Consider the following 17,148-nt stretch of genomic DNA (forward strand, 5'->3'; position numbering starts at 1 on the left):
GAGCATGCGCGTCCTCGTCACCGGGGCCACCGGGTACATCGGTGGTCGACTGGTCCCCAGACTCCTCGATGCCGGGCACGACGTCCGGGTCCTCGTCCGCAACCCGCGCAAGCTGCAGGACGTCCCCTGGAACGACCGTGTCACGGTCGCCGAGGGTGACCTGCAGGACGCCGACGCGGTGTCCGCAGCCGTCGACGGCATCGAGGCGGTGTACTACCTCGCCCACGCCATGGGGGCGGACGGCGACTTCGAGCAGGCCGAACGCGACGCCGCGCAGACCATGGCCCGCATCGCCCACGACGCCGGCGTCCAGCGCTTCGTCTACCTCGGCGGCCTGCACCCGGACGGCGACCTCAGCAAGCACCTGCGCAGCCGGAAAGAGGTGGGGGAGATCCTCCTCGGCTCCGGCGTCCCGACGATCGCGCTCCAGGCCGGTGTCGTCATCGGGTCGGGCAGCACCTCGTTCGAGATGATCCGCCACCTGACCGACGTGCTGCCCTGGATGCCGGCGCCCCGCTGGGTCCGGAACCGCATCCAGCCGATCGCGGTCCGCGACGTCCTGTACTACCTCGTCGAGGCGCTCACGATCCCGGCCGACGTCAACCGCACGTACGACATCGGGGGCCCCGACGTCCTCCGGTACGGGCAGATGCTCAACGGGTACGCGGTCGAGGCGAAGCTGCCCCAGCGACCGATCACGGTCCTCCCGGTCCTGACCCCTCGGCTCGCCGCGCACTGGTTCAACGTCGTGACGCCGATCCCGCGCAAGCTCGCGACGCCGATCATCGAGTCGCTGCAGTTCGAGTGCGTGCAGCGCGAGCACGACATCGACGACGTGATCCCGCAGCCCGAGGGCGGACTCACCTCCTACCGGCGGGCCGTCCGTCTGGCGCTGGCGAAGATGCGCACCGGCGAGGTCCTGACCAGCTGGCGCAACGCGACGCTCTCCAGCGGCTCGGCCGACCCGCTGCCGAGCGACCCGGAGTGGGCTGGCCACACCGTCTACGTCGACGACCGCAAGCGGCACTCGTCGGCTCCGCCGGAGGCGGTCTGGAGCGTCGTCGAGTCGATCGGCGGCGAGAACGGCTGGTACTCGTTCCCGCTCGCCTGGGTCGCGCGCGGCTGGCTCGACAAGATCGCCGGCGGGGTCGGCCTGAGCCGCGGTCGTCGCGACCCGAAGCGGCTGGAGCAGGGCGACGCACTCGACTGGTGGCGCGTCGAGCGTCTGGTCCGCGGTCGGTACCTGCGCCTGCGCGCCGAGTTCAAGTCGCCCGGTCGTGCCTGGCTCGAGATGACCGTCACCCCGGCCGACGACGGCGGCAGCGACTACCACCAGCGGGCGATCTACTTCCCGCAGGGGCTCGCCGGACGCCTCTACTGGTACGGCATCCTGCCGTTCCACGGCGTGATCTTCCCGGGGATGGTCGAGCGGATCACCGCCCGAGCCGAACGGGAGGCGCACCACACCGACTCGACGCAGCGCAACTCCACGTACCAGAATGACGACGCGCAGCCAGCGCACGAGGAGGCGGCATGAGCGACGACGGCACGACGAGTGGCGGCGGTGTCCTGTTCCTCGGTGACAGCATCACCGCGGGCGGCGACTGGGGCCAGTGGCTCCCCGACGAGCGGACGATCAACCTCGGTGTCGACGGCGACACCACGGACGGCGTCCTCGCGCGCCTCGACGAGGTCGTACAGGCCGCACCCGAGGTCATCGTGCTGCTGATCGGCACGAACGACTTCGGTCACCACCGGGCCAGCGCGGAGCACGTCGTCCGGAACGTCGAATCGGCCCTGGTACAGCTGCGTCGGGCCCTGCCCGGCGTCCGGCTGCTGCTCGTGTCGATCCTGCCGCGGCAGGCCGAGTACGCGCAGAAGACCGAGCAGGCGAACCGGCACCTGCGGCAGTTCGTGGCCACGTGCCACGCGCAGTACCTCGACGTCTGGCCGGCCCTGGCCGACGGGGACCACCTCGACGAGCGCTTCACCGCCGACGGGCTGCACCTCACCGAGGACGGGTACCGCGCGTACGTCGCCGAGCTCGTCCCGGCACTCGAGCGTGTCCGGGAGCTGCCGCCGATGTCCCGCCCGATCTCGCTCGCCGACCTCCGCGACGCGCAGGACCGATGACGGCTCGGAAGGGACGGCCCGCGATCGGGTCGTCGCAGCAGGCGTCGTCGCCCTCTTCGACGGCGTCGTCGACCCCCGCCGGGTCGAGTCGCGCTCGTGGGGCGGGTGTTGCCCGTGGGGCGGCTCGGGACCGGCAGGCGCTCCCGGACTTCACCCGGCCGGCCCTCGCGCCGTCGCTGCTGGCGGCCGTGGTGCTCCTGGCGTGCGTGGCGTTCCTCGACTCGTCGGCCTTCGTGTTCGCGCGCTGGGGCGTCACCGTGCTCGCGCTCATCGTGCTGGTCTTCGCGGTCCGCGGCCGGGTCTGGTGGGCAGCGGTGCTCACCGCGGCCGTCGCCGTCTGCTGGAACCCGGTCGTGGTCCTCCCGATCCCCGGGCAGCTCTGGGCGGCGCTGCAGCTGGTCGCGGCGGCGCTCTTCATCGTCGTCGGCATCACGGTCAAGGTGCCGCGCGCGGCGGACTGACGTCGCGCCTCCCGGTAAGATCGCACGTGCTGTGCATCGCGCGCGGCGGTGCGACCTGGAAGGCATGGATGAGCAACGAGACCGAGCCGGTGACCGAGAGTCCTCTGCTGACCCCTCGACCGTCCTCCGGCGGTCTCGACCGTCCTGACGTCGTCCTCCGCAAGGGACGGCTCACCCTCATCAACGGGCACCTCACGCCCCAGCAGTCGATGATCGAGGACCTGCTGTTCCTCGACGACGCCCTCACCGCCGCCGACGTCGACCACCTGCTGATCCGCGGCAACGACCAGCGGCCCGTCATCGCCATCGACGAGCGCGACCGGCAGCGTGCCGAGAGCGCCGTGATGGACGCCGCCGCGGGGGAGCCCTTCTACGCGAAGCCGCCGGGCAAGGCCGCCCTGCTCGTCGTGGACGACGGCTTCGGCTCAGCCGACGAGCCCGTGCTCCGCCTGTTCCGTCCCCGGCTCGAGCCGATGGGACGCCTGCGCTACGGCGCCGAGACGAGCGTGCAGCTGGAGTTCTGGCGCGTCACCGAGACCGAGGTCCTGGCTCCCGTCGAGAACGCCCTGATGCGCCGCAGCCTGCCGATCGAGGAGTTCGTCCTCGTCGACATCGAGCGCTACGGCCGCGGCTGGTCCACGGTCGAGCACATGTTCGACGACCACGTGTCCGACATCCGCTTCCCGATCGACATCGTGTTCTCGTGGGTCGACGGCAACGCGATCGAGTACCAGCGCGCCCGTCAGGCCGCGCAGGCGAGTGCCGTACTGGGGGAGGGCGACGACGCCCCGGCCCGCTTCCGGCAGATCAACGAGCTGAAGTACGCTCTGCGGTCGGTGCACATCTTCGCGCCGTGGATCCGTCGCATCTACATCGCGACGGACTCGCCGGCGCCGGAGTGGCTCGCCGACCACCCGAAGGTCCGGATCGTCCGCAGCGAGGAGTTCTTCGCCGACCCGTCCGTCCTGCCGACGCACAACTCGCAGGCCGTCGAGGCGCAGCTGCACCACATCCCCGGGCTCAGCGAGCACTTCATCTACTCGAACGACGACATGTTCTTCGGGCGCCAGGTCGACCCGTCGATGTTCTTCAGCCCGGGCTCGGTGACGAAGTTCATCCTGGCGATCACGCGGATCGGTCTCGGGACGAACAACCCGGCCCGCAGCGGGTTCGAGAACTCGGCGCGGGTGAACCGGAAGCTCCTGCAGCAGCGGTTCGGTGCGGTCACGACCCGGCACCTCGAGCACGCGGCGACGCCGTTGCGGAAGAGCATCATGACCGAGATGGAGCACGAGTTCGCGGCGGAGTTCGCGGCGACCGCCGGCTCCCGGTTCCGCGCGGCAGACAACATCTCCGTGACGAACTCGCTGTACCACTACTACGCGCTGTTGACGGGGCGGGCGATCATCCAGGAGAACGCCACCGTCGGGTACATCGACACGACGATGGAAGCCGGTCTCCGCGAGCTCGACGAACTGCTGAAGAAGCGGAACGTGGACATGTTCTGCCTGAACGACGGCAGCTTCCCGGAGGTCAGCGACGAAGAGCGCACCGAGCGCGTCACCGACTTCCTCGAGCGCTACTTCCCGTTCCCGGCACCCTGGGAACGCCCCAGCGCCTGAGGCTGCACCAGGAGGGCCGTGGCTGGCCCTCCTGGGCGCTCAGCGGTGGATCGGGGACACCGGCACCGAGTCGAGCGTGAACACCGGTATGGAGGACGTGACGGGCGCTGGCTCGACGGCCGACGGGATCACGACGCCGGCCGCGGCGAGACGGGCTTCGGTCTCGATCGACGAAACGGGTTCCCCGACGGTCGAGTAGGTGCCGATCGGCACGACCGAGTGCACGACCTGGTGGCCGTAGACGTGCATCAGGTTGAACGACTGGGCACCGTCGCGGCCACGGGTGCCGCCCTGGAACTCGTTGAGGTCCTGCGTGTAGCAGGTGGCGCTGGCGACGGAGACGGGGATGCCGGCGAACACGGCACTGGTCGAGTAGTGCAGGTGGCCGGCGATGATGGTGAGGATGTCGCTGCCCTCGACCACCTCGGCGAGGGCGGGCTGGTCGCGCAGTTCGACGAGGACGGTGAGGTCCTGGACGCTGGGCACCGGCGGGTGGTGCATCGCGAGGATCGTGCCGTGCGGAGCCGCTTCGGACAGGACCTCGGCGAGCCAGTCGAGCTGCTCGGGGGAGACCTCGCCGTGGTGGTGCCCGGGGACGCTCGTGTCGAGCGTGATGACGCGGAGACCGTTGACGTCGTAGACGAAGTCCACCGGACGGTCGGTGGGCTGCAGGCCGAAGAGCTCCTGCCGGAAGGCCCCGCGTTCGTCGTGGTTGCCCATCGCCCAGATGACCTGCGCGCCGAGGCGTTCGGCGGCGGGTTCGATGATGTCGCGCACCTTGACGTAGGCGCCGGGTTCACCCTTGTCGGCGACGTCGCCGGTGATGACGATCGCTTCCGGGCGGGAGCCGGAGGCTTCGATCTCGGCGATGATCTGGCCGAGTCGTGCGGCGGAGTCGACGGCTCCGTAGAGCGCGCCGTCGCCGGCGATGAGGTGGGTGTCGCTGAGGTGGAGCAGGAAGTGGTTCGGCCTGGGGTGTTCAGCCGTCCGGGCGTCCATCGGTCTCTTCTTCCGTTGGCAGCGGGTGCGTGGTGCAACACAGTGCCACACCGTCCTCGACGATTCCAGCACTGCCGTCTGAACGCCCCGTGAACTGGGGCGGCGTGTCCGGTGTCCTGAGGCGAAACGACATGAGGCGAACACACGAGCCCCCGTTCGCAAAGCGAACGGAGGCTCGTGTGTTCTTGCCGAGAAGTGTGACCGCTACCGCGTACCGGCACCGACCTGCGGGGCCTGGTGGGTCCCTTCGAGGTCCGGACCGTGGTGGGCGGCGTGCGCTGCTTCGAGCTCGTTCTTCGACACCGGCTCGATGCGGTCTTCGAAGAAGAAGCGGGAGGCGCGTGCACGGGCCTTCTGCAGCGAGGTGATTCGGCCGCGGGAGTCCGGGCGGATCATCAGCGGCTTGTAGTCGTTGAACTCGAGCAGACGCCAGCGCTCGTACTCGTCGAGCTGCTCGTGGACCTCGATGTACTCACCGTGCGGCAGTCGGACGATACGGCCCGACTCGTACCCGTGGAGGACGATCTCGCGGTCCTTCTTCTGCAGTGCGAGGCAGACACGCTTCGTGATCCAGAAGGCGACGAACGGGCCGAGGACCGTCGTTGCCTGGAGCACGTGGATCACGTGGTTGATCGACACCATGAAGTGGGTCGCGATGAGGTCCGACGACGCCGCGGTGAACAGGGCACCGTAGAGCGTGATGCCGGCGACACCGATCGCGGTGCGGGTCGGGGCGTTGCGCGGGCGGTCGGCGATGTGGTGCTCACGCTTGTCGCCGGTGACCCAGGCCTCGATGAACGGGTACACGAAGATCGTCACGATGAGACCCATGAGGATCGCGATCGGCACGAGGATGTTGAACGAGACCGTGTAGCCGAACCAGTTGACCTCCCAGTGCGGCGGCACCAGACGGAGCGCACCGTCCGCGAAGCCGATGTACCAGTCAGGCTGGGTACCGGCGGACACGGGGGACGGGTCGTACGGGCCGTAGTTCCAGATCGGGTTGATCGTGAAGAACGACGCGATGGCGGCGAGGATGCCCGCGACGATGAAGAAGAAGCCACCGGCCTTCGCGGCGAACGCCGGGAGGATCGGGACGCCCACGACGTTGTCGTTGGTCTTGCCGGGGCCGGCGTACTGGGTGTGCTTGTTGATGACGACGAGCACGAGGTGGACACCGAGCACCGCGACGAGGATCGCCGGCAGCAGCAGGATGTGCAGCGTGTACAGGCGGCCGACGATGTCGGTACCGGGGAACTCGCCGCCGAAGAGCAGGTAGGCGATCCAGACACCGATGACCGGGACACCCTCGATCATGCCGACGATGATGCGCAAGCCGTTGCCGGAGAGCAGGTCGTCGGGAAGCGAGTAGCCGGTGAAGCCCTCGGCCATGGCGAGGACCCAGAGCACGAAGCCGAAGACCCAGTTGAGCTCACGCGGCTTGCGGAACGCGCCGGTGAAGAACACGCGGGCCATGTGCAGCATGACCGAGGCCACGAACAGCAGTGCTGCCCAGTGGTGGATCTGCCGGACGAACAGGCCGCCGCGGATCTCGAACGAGATGTTCAGCGTCGACTGCAGCGCCACCGACATGTCCACGCCCTTGAGCGGGACGTAGGTGCCGTTGTAGACGACCTCGGCCATCGACGCCTGGTAGAAGAACGTCAGGAAGGTCCCCGAGAGCAGGACGACGACGAAGCTGTAGAGCGCGACTTCACCGAGCATGAAGCTCCAGTGGTCGGGGAAGATCTTGCGACCGACCTCCTTCACCAGGCCGGAGATGCTGGTGCGCTCGTCGATGTAGTTCGCGGTGTAGTTGATCAGTCGCGAACCACGGTCAGGAGCCGGCTTGTTCGCCGACTCGGTGGTGGGGGATGTGGTCGTTGTGCTGCTCATGAGCGGGCACGCTCCCAGAAGGACGGGCCGACCGGCTCGTGGAAGTCGCTCTGTGCGACCAGGTAGCCGTCGTCATCGACCGAGATCGGAAGTTGGGGAAGGGGGCGGGCCGCCGGTCCGAAGATGACCTCGCAGTTGTTCGAGACATCGAAGGTGGACTGGTGGCACGGGCACAGCAGGTGGTGCGTCTGCTGCTCGTAGAGCGCGACCGGGCATCCGACGTGGGTGCAGATCTTGGAGTACGCGACGATGCCGTCGTAGCCCCAGTTCTCGTGGCCCTTGGCGGGGTTCAGGTCCTTCGGGTCCAGGCGCATCAGGAGGACGGCGGCCTTCGCCTTCTCCTCGAGCATGTGCTCGGAGTCGAGCATGCCCTCGGGGATGACGTGAAACACCGATCCGATGGTGACGTCGGAGGCCTTGATCGGCAGACCCGTCGGGTCCTTGGTCAGACGCAGGCCCGACTTCCAGAAGGTGTGACGGAGCAGCTCGTTCGGGTCTTCCTTCGGCGCGAGGTCGCGCACCAGGACGATGCCGGGGAGGGGGAAGGCCACCAGGGCACCGATGAGGGAGTTGCGGATCAGCTTGCGACGGCTGAACCCGGACTCCTTGTCGGCGAGCTGGAAGGCTTCGACCGCCTTGGCGCGGGTGGCGTCCGTGCCACGCGTGGTGTGGCGCATCTCGGTGATCTCACGGTCGGAGACGAGCGTCTTCGACCAGTAGACGGCACCGATGCCCAATGCCAGCAGCGCGAGCGTGATGGAGAGGCCGAGGAAGAGGTTCGCAGTGCGGACCGTGCCGAAGTCGTTCGGGTCGATCGGGAAGGCGATGTACGCGGCGATCGACAGGACGCTCGCGACGATCGACACGTAGAAGAACGTCGCGACCTGGCGCTCGGCCAGACGCTGCTTCTTCGGGTCGACGTCCGTGCGGCGGGCGCGGTGCGGCGGCTCGCCCGGGTTCTCGAACGGCTCGTGCGGCAGGACAGCGGTCCCGACCGGCTCCGTGGCGCCGTGCTTCTCGACAGCCGAGGACGAGTTCAGTGCCTCGTCGTCGTGCTCTGCCATGGTGTTCCCTTCAGTGTCGTGCGACACGGACGATCAGTTGGTCTTCGCGGTCAGCCAGACGGTCATCGCGACGACCGCTCCGAGACCGAAGATCCAGATGAACAGGCCCTCGGCCACCGGGCCGAGGTCACCCAGACCGAAGCCACCGGGCGACTTGTTGTCCTGCACGTACTTGAGGTACGTGATGACGTCGGCCTTCTGGTCCGGGGTCAGGTTCAGGTCGTTGAAGACCGGCATGTTCTGCGGGCCGGTGAGCATGGCCTCGTAGATGTGCTTGCCGGAGACGTCGCGCAGGTTCGGCGCGTACTTGCCCTCGGTCAGCGCGCCACCGGCACCGGCGACGTTGTGGCACATCGCGCAGTTGATGCGGAAGAGCTCGGCACCTTCGGCGGCGTCGCCCTCGGCACCGTCGGTGAGCTTCGTCGAGGGGATCGACGGGCCGGGGCCGAGCGAGGCGACGTAGGCCGCCATGGCGTCGACCTGCTGGTCCGTGAACTGCTCGGGCTTCTCTTCACCCTGGGGACCCTGGGCGGCGAGCGGCATGCGCCCGGTGCCGACCTGGAAGTCGACCGAGGCGGCGCCGACACCGATGAGGGACGGGCCCTCGCTGGTGCCCTGGGCGGAGAGGCCGTGGCAGGTGGCGCAGTTCGACGCGAAGAGCTTCTGGCCCTCGTTGACCTGCGACTGGCTGGATGCGGCCAGTGTCGTGTTGGTGCTGTCGTCGGCGTTGGCCGACGTGCTGAACAGTGCGTACGCACCACCCGTCGTCATGAGTGCGACGGCGAGGAGGGACACGGTCGCCATGGGGGAGCGACGGCCCTTCTTGTTCTTCTTCGATGTGTTGAACATGCTGTGGGGCTGCCTGATTCTCACTTGAGGAGGTAGATGACGGCGAAGAGACCGATCCACACGACGTCGACGAAGTGCCAGTAGTACGACACGACGATCGCGGTGGTGGCTTCCTTGTGCCCGAAGTTCTTCGCGGCGAACCCACGCCCGAGCGTGAGGAGGAAGGCGATGAGACCGCCGGTCACGTGCAGACCGTGGAAGCCGGTGGTCATGTAGAACGCGGAGCCGTAGGCGCTCGAGGAGAGCGTCATGCCCTCGTGCCAGAGGTTGGCGTACTCGAAGATCTGCCCACAGACGAAGATCGCGCCCATGCAGTAGGTGACGAAGAACCACTCCGTCATGCCCCAGTCCTTGGGGTTCCAGCTGGTGCGGTGCACCTGGAACCGCTCGGCGGCGAAGACCGCGAACTGGCAGGCGAAGCTCGACAGCACCAGGACGATGGTGTTCACCGAAGCGAACGGCACCTCGAGCTTGGCGCTCTCGGTTGCCCAGAGCTCGGGGGAGGTGCTTCGCAGCGTGAAGTAGATCGCGAACAGGCCGGCGAAGAACATGACCTCGCTGCCCAGCCACACGATCGTCCCCACGGCAACGGGGTTCGGCCTGTTCAAGACCGGACCGCTGACGGATCTGGAGAGAGGGGTGCTTGTCACGTCTTCCATTATGGCGGAAACCCCCGACAGTGTTTTCGCAGGCAACTGGCGGGTCCTCCAGAATCAGTACGATCGAGCCATGTCTGACGCACTCACCTGGCCGGCCGTGATCAGCGCGCTCATGGCGCGCGAGGACCTCTCGATCAGGCAGTCCACATGGGCCATGGAGCAGATCGTGCAGGGGAAGGCCACGTCCGCACAGATCGCGGCCTTCGCCGTGGCCCTCCGCGCCAAGGGCGAGACCGTCGACGAGGTGGTCGGTTTCCGCGACGCGATCCTCGACGCCGCCGTCCCGCTCGACGTCGACCCGATGGCGCTCGACATCGTCGGGACCGGCGGGGACGTGGTCGGCACGGTCAACGTCTCGACCATGGCCGCGATCGTCATCGCCGCCGCAGGCGTGCCCGTGGTCAAGCACGGCAACCGCGCGAGCTCGTCCAAGTCCGGCTCGAGCGACGTGCTCGCCGCGCTCGGCCTCGACCTCACGATGGACGCCGCGCGTGTCGCCGAGACGTTCCGGCGTGTCGGTCTGACCTTCGCCTTCGCCAGCGCGTTCCACCCCGGATTCGCCCACGCAGCCCCGGTCCGGCGGGAGATCGGGGTCCCGACGGTGTTCAACTTCCTCGGCCCGCTGGTGAACCCGGCACGGTGCGAGGCGAACGCGGTGGGCGTGGCACAGCTCGAACTCGTGCCGATCATCACGGGCGTGTTCCAGACCCGGGGAGCGACCGCACTCGTGTTCCGCGGCGACGACGGCCTCGACGAACTCACCACCACCGGCCACAGCCACATCTGGGAGGTGTCCGGTGGCCGCATCACCGAGCACGACCTCGACCCGCGTGACCTCGGCATCGCCCGTGCCCGGACCGAGGACCTGCTCGGCGGCGAGCCGGCGGAGAACGCGGCGATCGTCCGCACGGTGCTCGCGGGGGAGACCGGACCGGTGCGCGACATCGTCCTGCTGAACGCCGCCGCCGGGCTCGTGTCCTTCCGTCTCGCGCAGGACCCGACCGAGGCGGACCGCCCGATCCTGCAGCGCTTCCGCGAGCAGCTGGTCATCGCGTCGGACTCGATCGATTCCGGCGCCGCCATGCGCAAACTGGACGAGTGGGTCGGTGTGGCGCCGGCCGTCACGTCGCCCTGAGCAGCCGACACCCGACGGGAGCACGCGTCGGGTCGCGCGCACCACGCAACGACGGGAGGCCCGTACCGGTTCCGCAGAACCGGTACGGGCCTCCCGTCGTTGCGTGGTCGGTCAGACGACCGACGTCAGCGGACGTCCTCGTCGACCCAGTCGAAGGTCTTCGTGACGGCCTTCTTCCAGAGGCGCAGCGTGCGCTCGCGCTCCTCGGCGTCCATGGACGGCGTCCACCGCTTGTCCTCCTGCCAGTTGGCACGGAGCTCGTCGAGGTTCGCCCAGAAGCCGACGGCCAGGCCGGCGGCGTAGGCGGCACCGAGGGCCGTCGTCTCGGCGACCACCGGGCGGACCACGGGGACGTCGAGGATGTCGGCCTGGAACTGCATCAGCGCGTCGTTGGCGGTCATGCCACCGTCGACCTTGAGCTCGGTGAGCTCGACGCCCGAGTCGGCGTTGACGGCGTCCAGGACCTCGCGGGTCTGGAGTGCCGTGGCCTCGAGGGCGGCACGCGCGATGTGGCCCTTGTTGACGTAGCGGGTGAGGCCGACGAGCGCACCGCGGGCGTCCGGACGCCAGTAGGGGGCGAAGAGGCCGGAGAAGGCGGGGACGAAGTAGACGCCACCGTTGTCCTCGACCGACTTGGCGAGGGTCTCGACCTCGGGCGCGCTGCCGATGATGCCGAGGTTGTCGCGGAGCCACTGGATGAGCGATCCGGTGACGGCGATCGACCCCTCGAGTGCGTAGTGCGTCTCCTGGTCGCCGAGCTTGTAGCCGACGGTCGTGAGCAGCCCGTTCTCCGAGCGGACGATGTCCGTGCCCGTGTTGAAGATGAGGAAGTTACCGGTGCCGTAGGTGTTCTTCGACTCGCCCTGGTCGAACGCGGCCTGGCCGAAGGTCGCGGCCTGCTGGTCGCCCAGGATGCCGGCGATCGGGACCTCGCGGAGGAGGCTCGAGGACTCGACGTGGCCGTAGACCTCGGAGGAGCTGACGATCTCGGGGAGCATCGACTTCGGCACACCGAAGTCGGCCAGGATGTCGTCGCGCCACTGCAGCGTCTCGAGGTCCATGAAGAGGGTACGCGAGGCGTTGGTGACGTCGGTCTTGTGCACGCCGCCGTCGGTGCCGCCGGTCAGGTTCCAGAGGACCCAGGTGTCGGTGGTGCCGAAGAGCAGGTCGCCGGCCTCCGCCTTCTCACGGGCGCCCTCGACGTTCTCGAGGATCCACATGATCTTGGTACCGGCGAAGTACGTCGCCAGGGGCAGGCCCACGATGGCCTTGTAGCGGTCGGTGTCACCGTCGGCGAGCTTGTCGACGAGCGCCTGGGTGCGGGTGTCCTGCCAGACGATGGCGTTGTAGACGGCCTTGCCGGTGGTGCGGTCCCAGACGACGGCGGTCTCGCGCTGGTTGGTGATGCCCACGGCGGCGACGTCGTGGCGGGTGATGTCGGCGCGGGAGAGTGCCTGGCCGATGACCTCGCGGGTGTTGTCCCAGATCTCCGCCGGGTCGTGCTCGACCCAACCGGCGCGCGGGAAGATCTGCTCGTGTTCCTTCTGACCGACGGAGACGATCGATCCGGAGTGGTCGAAGACGATCGCTCGCGTGCTGGTCGTGCCCTGGTCGATGGCGACGATGTAGTCGGCCATTGGTGCTCCTTACGACGGTGTTCGGTGCTGCGGACGGGACGGGTCGACCCGGTCGCTCAGGTGGTGCGGGTTGTGCGGGTGGTGCGGGTGGTGCGGCGCGCCTGGACGCGCTGGGTGGGACGCGGCCGCCACGTCGGAGGTGCAGTGCGGCGGCCGCGCGGGTGGTGCTGGTCGTGCGTCGTGCGTCGTGCTGGTGCGGGGACGAGCTACGCCATCGGGAGCAGCGGTCCGGCGAGCAGCGCGGCGATCGTGCCACCGACGAGCGGGCCGACGACCGGGACCCAGGCGTAGGACCAGTCGCTGGTGCCCTTGCCCTTGATCGGCAGGAAGGCGTGCGCGATGCGCGGACCGAGGTCACGGGCCGGGTTGATCGCGTAGCCGGTGGGGCCACCGAGCGACACACCGATCGCGATCACCAGGAAGGCGACCGGGATGGCGCCGAGTTCGGTCGGTGTCTTGCCGTTCGTGAAGGCGAGGACGACGAACACGAGGACGAACGTGCCGATGATCTCGGTCACGAGGTTCCACGCGTAGTTGCGGATCGCGGGGCCGGTCGAGAACACGCCGAGCTTGGCCGCGGGGTCGGGCTCCTCGTCGAAGTGCTGCTTGTAGGCGAGCCAGACGATGACGGCACCGATGATCGCGCCGATGAGCTGCGCGAGCCAGAAGAGGAACATCTCGCCGACGGTGATGTTGCCGATGATGGCCTGCGCGATGGTCACGGCGGGGTTCAGCTGGCCGCCGGACTTGTACGAGACGGTGACGCCGGCGAAGACCGCGAAGCCCCAACCGATCGTGACCATGAGGAAGCCTGCGCCGAAGCCCTTGGACTTCGTGAGGGAGACCGCGGCGACCACGCCGCCACCCAGGATGATGAGCATCGCCGTGCCGACGAGCTCAGACAGGAATTTGACGCCGATGTCGTCCACCGGTACCTCCGATTTGCTGTGGTCGGGGGCCCGGCTGAGCACCGGCACTCCCCGTCGAGTGATTGAGCCCGAGCATAGTGCTGGGGATTTCCGGAGGGTGATGGACACGAACCGCATTCCGGCGAAAGTGAACGGACGTGCACCGGACGTGGATGCGCGAGGACTCGGGGACCGGCTCGGGACGAGCGACGGCTGCACGAACGTGCAGCACGACGGCACAGGTACCCGGACGGACCCCTGGCGCGGACTCGTCCCGGCGGTACAGTGAGCCGACTCCGGACGACGTCGGCGGTGTGCAGACGGTGGACCGGTGCCGGACATCCGTGTCGTACCCGTGTCACACCCTCGTCGCACTCCCGGAGGCGCAGCATGAAGAAGCTCATCAACGACCCGCACGACGTCGTCATCGAGACCGTCCGGGGGTTCGCCCTCGCCCACGCCGAACACGTGGTGCTGGTCGAGGACCCGCTGCACCTGCACCGCCGGGACGCCCCGGTCAGCGGCAAGGTCGGCATCGTCAGCGGCGGCGGCAGCGGCCACGAGCCCCTGCACGCCGGCTTCGTCGGACACGGCATGCTCGACGCCGCCGTGCCGGGCCCGGTGTTCACCAGCCCGACCCCCGACCCGATCGTCGCCGCCACGAAGGCCGTCGACGGGGGAGCGGGCGTGCTCCACATCGTGAAGAACTACACCGGCGACGTCCTGAACTTCGAGACCGCCGCCGAGCTCGCCGCGATGGACGACGTCCGGGTCGAGAGCGTCGTGGTCGACGACGACGTCGCCGTGCAGGACTCGCTCTTCACCGCCGGTCGCCGTGGCGTGGCCGGCACCGTGGTCGTCGAGAAGTGTGCCGGCGCCGCCGCCGAGCGGGGCGACGACCTGGACGCCGTCGCGGCGGTGGCCCGGCACGTCAACGAGGTGACCCGGTCCATGGGGCTCGCGCTGGCCTCCGGCACCGTCCCGCACGCCGGCGAGCCCTCGTTCACGCTGGCCGACGACGAGGTCGAGCTCGGCATCGGCATCCACGGCGAACCCGGCCGCGAGCGCATCCCGATGGCCCCAGCCGACGAACTGGTCGACCGCGTGCTCGAGCCGATCCTGACCGACCTACAGGCACCCGCCGGCTCGCAGCTGCTCCTGCTGGTCAACGGCATGGGCGGCACGCCGCAGTCAGAGCTCTACATCGCCTACCGACGCGCCGCCGAGGTCCTGTCGGATCGTGGCTACACGGTCGCGCGTAGCCTGGTCGGCAACTACGTCACCTCCCTCGAGATGCAGGGGTTCTCGCTCACCGTCACGGTGCTCGACGAGGACCTCACCGCACTCTGGGACGCGCCGGTGGAGACGCCGTCGCTCCGCTGGGGACGCTGACACCGCACGACGACTCCGCTCACGACGCCGACCACGGGTCGGCCGCACGAAGGGACACACCTTGTCGCTCGACACCGCCTGGGCCATCGACTGGGTCCGCCGCACCGCCGCCACGATCGACGAGCACCGGGCGGAGCTGATCACGCTCGACCGCGAGATCGGTGACGGCGACCACGGTGAGAACCTCGACCGCGGGTTCCGGGCGGTGCTCGTCGCACTCGACGACGCGGACCTCGAGACCCCGGGCGCCGTGTTCAAGCTCGTCGCGACGAAACTCATCTCCACGGTCGGTGGTGCGGCCGGTCCGCTGTTCGGCACCGCGTACCTCAAGGCAGCCCAGGCCGCCGGCGACGCCACGGAGCTCGACGCCGACACGCTCGTCGCGGTCCTCACCGCGGCCCGCGACGGCGTCGTCTCCCGCGGCAAGGCCGAGGTCGGCGACAAGACGATGATCGACGCGTGGACGCCGGCCGTCGACGCGGCAGCTGCGGCAGCCGCAGCGGGGGAGACCCCGGAGCGCGTGCTCGCCGCGGCCGCCGACGCCGCCGCCACCGGCGCGGAGTCGACCGACGCACTCGTCGCCCGGAAGGGCCGTGCGAGCTACCTCGGCGACCGTGCCGTCGGGCACCGCGACCCGGGCGCCCAGTCGAGCGCCTACGTCCTGCGCGCGGCCGTGGACGCGGCATGAGCGTCGGCATCCTCGTCGTCTCGCACAGCGCCGCCGTTGCCCAGGGCACGGTCGACATCGCCCGGCAGATGGCCGGCGACGTGCAGCTCGTCGCAGCGGGCGGCACCGACGAGGGCGGCATCGGCACCTCGTTCGAGGCGATCACCGCCGGCATCGAACAGCTCGCCGGAGCGGACGGCATCGTCGTGCTCTGCGACCTCGGATCGGCCTACCTCACGACGGACACCGCGCTCGATTTCCTCGACGACGACCTGCGTGCACGGGTCCACGTCTCGGACGCCCCGATCGTCGAGGGGACCGTCGCCGCGGCGGTCGCCGCCCAGACCGGCGGTGACGTCGACGCGGTCCTGGCGGCTGCTGCCAGCGCTGCCGGTGCCGAGACCGACGCCGGTCCCGACGACGCGGCCACGGGCCTCCCGGGAGGCGCGCCCCACGTGACCGACGCCGGTGCGGCCGACGGGACCCACGCTGCTGCGGCCGACGGGACCCACGCGTCCGCCACCGTGGAGCTGGTCAACGCGTCCGGCCTGCACGCACGTCCCGCCGCGGAGTTCGTGAAGACCGCCGCGAAGCACGACGCGTCCGTCCGGGTGAACGGCGTCGACGCGAAGAGCCTGCTGGCGATCATGGCGCTCGCGCTGCCGAAGGGGGCGGCGGTGACGATCGAGGCCTCGGGCCCCGACGCACGCGCCGCGGTCGACGTCCTGACGGACCTGGTCCGGTCCGGCTTCGGCGAGTAGTCCTCTCGCAAGACGCAACGTGGGCGGTTCCTCGCAGCGGTACTCCGTTGCGCGGTGCCGCCCACGTTGCGTCCCGCGGGGGGTCAGACGCGCTGGAGGCCCGTGACCCGCAGCAGGTCGAGTCGCGACGCGTCCTCGCTGCCGGGGACCACCGTGTAGACGACGATCCGCAGGTCGCTGCCCGGCACCGAGAGGGTGTCGCAGTCGACCTCGATCGGGCCGACCGGCGTCCGCAGGGTCTTGCGGCTGGTCCGGTGCTCGGCGATCCGGGCCTCACCCCAGCGCCGCTCGAACTCGGGGCTCGTCGCCCGCAGGTCCCGCACGAGCTCGGCGAGGTGGCGGTCGTCCGGGTAGCGACCGAGCGCGGTGCGGAGGTCGGCGGCCAGGTCCGACGCGAAGGCCTCGGCGTGCTCGTCGTCGAAGTCGACCCCGGCGTGGCCGTCGGTGAAGAACTGCCAGACCAGGTTCGCCGAGCGCCCCTGCCACCGGTCGCCGTCGCCCGTGGCCGCGGCCCAGAGCTCGTTGCGGTGCAGCAGGTCGTGGCTGGCGGTGAACACGGCGAGCGGCACGTCCGTCAGCCGGTCGACGATCCGCTGCACGCCGGGCGTGATGTGCCGGGGGACGAGCCCGCGCGACGGGGGAGCGGCGCCGGCGACGCGGAACAGGTGGTCGCGCTCCGGCTCGGTCAGACGGAGCGCGGTGGCGAGGGCGGCGAGCAGCTGCGGTGACGGGTTGGTCGCACGGCCCTGCTCGAGACGCACGACGTAGTCGACGCTGACGCCGGCGAGGGCCGCGAGCTCCTCACGGCGGAGCCCCGCGGTCCGCCGCCCGACACCGGCGGGCAGCCCGACCTCGGCGGGGGTGACCCGGTCGCGCCAGGACCGCAGGACGTCGGCGAACTCGCTCATGCACCCATCCTCGCGCGGATCGACCGCGGGACCGTGGTACTCACAGTCCCAGGGTCC

At 69.5% G+C, this 17,148-nt stretch carries 16 protein-coding genes; 8 read left to right on the forward strand and 8 right to left on the reverse strand.

What is annotated here, in order from left to right; all coding sequences use genetic code 11:
• The first annotated feature begins 4 nt into the window (after positions 1 to 4).
• The 4 genes from QL987_RS02310 (at position 5) to QL987_RS02325 (ending at position 4,216) form a co-directional block, all read left to right on the forward strand.
• Positions 5 to 1,537, forward strand: a complete 1,533-nt coding sequence (locus QL987_RS02310; protein WP_290156093.1) for an SDR family oxidoreductase — start codon at positions 5 to 7, stop codon at positions 1,535 to 1,537.
• Positions 1,534 to 2,133, forward strand: coding sequence for a GDSL-type esterase/lipase family protein (locus tag QL987_RS02315; RefSeq protein WP_221849554.1), 600 nt, complete (start codon positions 1,534 to 1,536; stop codon positions 2,131 to 2,133). Before QL987_RS02310 ends, QL987_RS02315 begins: the two co-directional genes overlap by 4 nt.
• Complete coding sequence (locus tag QL987_RS02320) at positions 2,130 to 2,594, forward strand: DUF6804 family protein (RefSeq protein WP_290156094.1); 465 nt, start codon at positions 2,130 to 2,132, stop codon at positions 2,592 to 2,594. Before QL987_RS02315 ends, QL987_RS02320 begins: the two co-directional genes overlap by 4 nt.
• Positions 2,595 to 2,662: 68 nt before the next feature.
• Positions 2,663 to 4,216, forward strand: coding sequence for a stealth conserved region 3 domain-containing protein (locus QL987_RS02325; protein ID WP_111073695.1), 1,554 nt, complete (start codon positions 2,663 to 2,665; stop codon positions 4,214 to 4,216).
• A 39-nt stretch (positions 4,217 to 4,255) separates the two neighbouring features.
• Here the strand turns inward: QL987_RS02325 and QL987_RS02330 are convergent, their stop codons facing one another.
• The 5 genes from QL987_RS02330 to QL987_RS02350 all read right to left on the reverse strand — a co-directional run bounded on the left by QL987_RS02330 (position 4,256) and on the right by QL987_RS02350 (position 9,683).
• Positions 4,256 to 5,215, reverse strand: coding sequence for a phosphodiesterase (locus QL987_RS02330; RefSeq protein ID WP_290156095.1), 960 nt, complete (start codon positions 5,213 to 5,215; stop codon positions 4,256 to 4,258).
• Positions 5,216 to 5,419: 204 nt separating this feature from the next.
• Positions 5,420 to 7,111 carry a cytochrome bc complex cytochrome b subunit gene (locus tag QL987_RS02335; RefSeq protein WP_221849550.1) on the reverse strand — a complete coding sequence of 564 codons (1,692 nt, stop codon included), beginning with the start codon at positions 7,109 to 7,111 and terminating at the stop codon, positions 5,420 to 5,422.
• Positions 7,108 to 8,175, reverse strand: coding sequence for a Rieske 2Fe-2S domain-containing protein (locus QL987_RS02340; protein ID WP_111073461.1), 1,068 nt, complete (start codon positions 8,173 to 8,175; stop codon positions 7,108 to 7,110). The genes QL987_RS02335 and QL987_RS02340 overlap by 4 nt, the downstream gene beginning before the upstream one ends.
• A gap of 33 nt (positions 8,176 to 8,208) precedes the next feature.
• Entirely contained in the window at positions 8,209 to 9,024 is an 816-nt protein-coding gene (locus QL987_RS02345; protein WP_290156096.1) for a c-type cytochrome, read from the reverse strand.
• Between the two features lie 20 nt (positions 9,025 to 9,044).
• Complete coding sequence (locus QL987_RS02350) at positions 9,045 to 9,683, reverse strand: heme-copper oxidase subunit III (protein WP_110902297.1); 639 nt, start codon at positions 9,681 to 9,683, stop codon at positions 9,045 to 9,047.
• Between the two features lie 70 nt (positions 9,684 to 9,753).
• Between QL987_RS02350 and trpD the strand changes: the two genes are divergently transcribed.
• A complete protein-coding gene (gene trpD / locus QL987_RS02355; protein WP_221849549.1) occupies positions 9,754 to 10,818 on the forward strand; it encodes an anthranilate phosphoribosyltransferase in 1,065 nt (354 codons plus the stop codon).
• A 125-nt stretch (positions 10,819 to 10,943) separates the two neighbouring features.
• Here the strand turns inward: trpD and glpK are convergent, their stop codons facing one another.
• Both glpK and QL987_RS02365 read right to left on the reverse strand, forming a co-directional pair.
• On the reverse strand, positions 10,944 to 12,455 hold the full coding sequence (gene glpK, locus QL987_RS02360; RefSeq protein ID WP_111073464.1) for a glycerol kinase GlpK: 1,512 nt from the start codon (positions 12,453 to 12,455) through the stop codon (positions 10,944 to 10,946).
• Positions 12,456 to 12,661: 206 nt separating this feature from the next.
• The gene (locus QL987_RS02365) at positions 12,662 to 13,384 is read right to left on the reverse strand and encodes an MIP/aquaporin family protein (protein WP_258376613.1); all 723 of its coding nucleotides are present in this window, start codon (positions 13,382 to 13,384) and stop codon (positions 12,662 to 12,664) included.
• Positions 13,385 to 13,753: 369 nt separating this feature from the next.
• Between QL987_RS02365 and dhaK the strand changes: the two genes are divergently transcribed.
• The 3 genes from dhaK to dhaM all read left to right on the forward strand — a co-directional run bounded on the left by dhaK (position 13,754) and on the right by dhaM (position 16,183).
• On the forward strand, positions 13,754 to 14,755 hold the full coding sequence (dhaK, locus tag QL987_RS02370) for a dihydroxyacetone kinase subunit DhaK (protein ID WP_290156097.1): 1,002 nt from the start codon (positions 13,754 to 13,756) through the stop codon (positions 14,753 to 14,755).
• Between the two features lie 61 nt (positions 14,756 to 14,816).
• Positions 14,817 to 15,443 (forward strand): dihydroxyacetone kinase subunit DhaL, encoded by a 627-nt coding sequence (dhaL, locus tag QL987_RS02375; RefSeq protein WP_221849546.1) that lies wholly within the window; start codon positions 14,817 to 14,819, stop codon positions 15,441 to 15,443.
• Positions 15,440 to 16,183 carry a dihydroxyacetone kinase phosphoryl donor subunit DhaM gene (gene dhaM, locus QL987_RS02380; RefSeq protein ID WP_290156099.1) on the forward strand — a complete coding sequence of 248 codons (744 nt, stop codon included), beginning with the start codon at positions 15,440 to 15,442 and terminating at the stop codon, positions 16,181 to 16,183. Before dhaL ends, dhaM begins: the two co-directional genes overlap by 4 nt.
• Positions 16,184 to 16,266: 83 nt before the next feature.
• On the opposite strand, the gene QL987_RS02385 is transcribed toward dhaM, so the two are convergent.
• Positions 16,267 to 17,091: a helix-turn-helix domain-containing protein gene (locus tag QL987_RS02385; protein WP_290156101.1), complete on the reverse strand. Its 825-nt coding sequence runs from the start codon at positions 17,089 to 17,091 to the stop codon at positions 16,267 to 16,269.
• Between the last annotated feature and the right edge of the window lie 57 nt (positions 17,092 to 17,148).

Source organism: Curtobacterium sp. APC 4022 (genome assembly GCF_030407555.1).
Lineage (GTDB): Bacteria > Actinomycetota > Actinomycetes > Actinomycetales > Microbacteriaceae > Curtobacterium.

Coding starts and splice junctions, on each gene's coding strand:
- QL987_RS02310 (WP_290156093.1), top strand. CDS start 5: ATGCGCGTCCTCGTCACCGGGGCCACCGGGTACATCGGTGGTCGACTG.
- QL987_RS02315 (WP_221849554.1), top strand. CDS start 1,534: ATGAGCGACGACGGCACGACGAGTGGCGGCGGTGTCCTGTTCCTCGGT.
- QL987_RS02320 (WP_290156094.1), top strand. CDS start 2,130: ATGACGGCTCGGAAGGGACGGCCCGCGATCGGGTCGTCGCAGCAGGCG.
- QL987_RS02325 (WP_111073695.1), top strand. CDS start 2,663: ATGAGCAACGAGACCGAGCCGGTGACCGAGAGTCCTCTGCTGACCCCT.
- QL987_RS02330 (WP_290156095.1), bottom strand. CDS start 5,215: ATGGACGCCCGGACGGCTGAACACCCCAGGCCGAACCACTTCCTGCTC.
- QL987_RS02335 (WP_221849550.1), bottom strand. CDS start 7,111: ATGAGCAGCACAACGACCACATCCCCCACCACCGAGTCGGCGAACAAG.
- QL987_RS02340 (WP_111073461.1), bottom strand. CDS start 8,175: ATGGCAGAGCACGACGACGAGGCACTGAACTCGTCCTCGGCTGTCGAG.
- QL987_RS02345 (WP_290156096.1), bottom strand. CDS start 9,024: ATGTTCAACACATCGAAGAAGAACAAGAAGGGCCGTCGCTCCCCCATG.
- QL987_RS02350 (WP_110902297.1), bottom strand. CDS start 9,683: ATGGAAGACGTGACAAGCACCCCTCTCTCCAGATCCGTCAGCGGTCCG.
- trpD (WP_221849549.1), top strand. CDS start 9,754: ATGTCTGACGCACTCACCTGGCCGGCCGTGATCAGCGCGCTCATGGCG.
- glpK (WP_111073464.1), bottom strand. CDS start 12,455: ATGGCCGACTACATCGTCGCCATCGACCAGGGCACGACCAGCACGCGA.
- dhaK (WP_290156097.1), top strand. CDS start 13,754: ATGAAGAAGCTCATCAACGACCCGCACGACGTCGTCATCGAGACCGTC.
- dhaM (WP_290156099.1), top strand. CDS start 15,440: ATGAGCGTCGGCATCCTCGTCGTCTCGCACAGCGCCGCCGTTGCCCAG.
- QL987_RS02385 (WP_290156101.1), bottom strand. CDS start 17,091: ATGAGCGAGTTCGCCGACGTCCTGCGGTCCTGGCGCGACCGGGTCACC.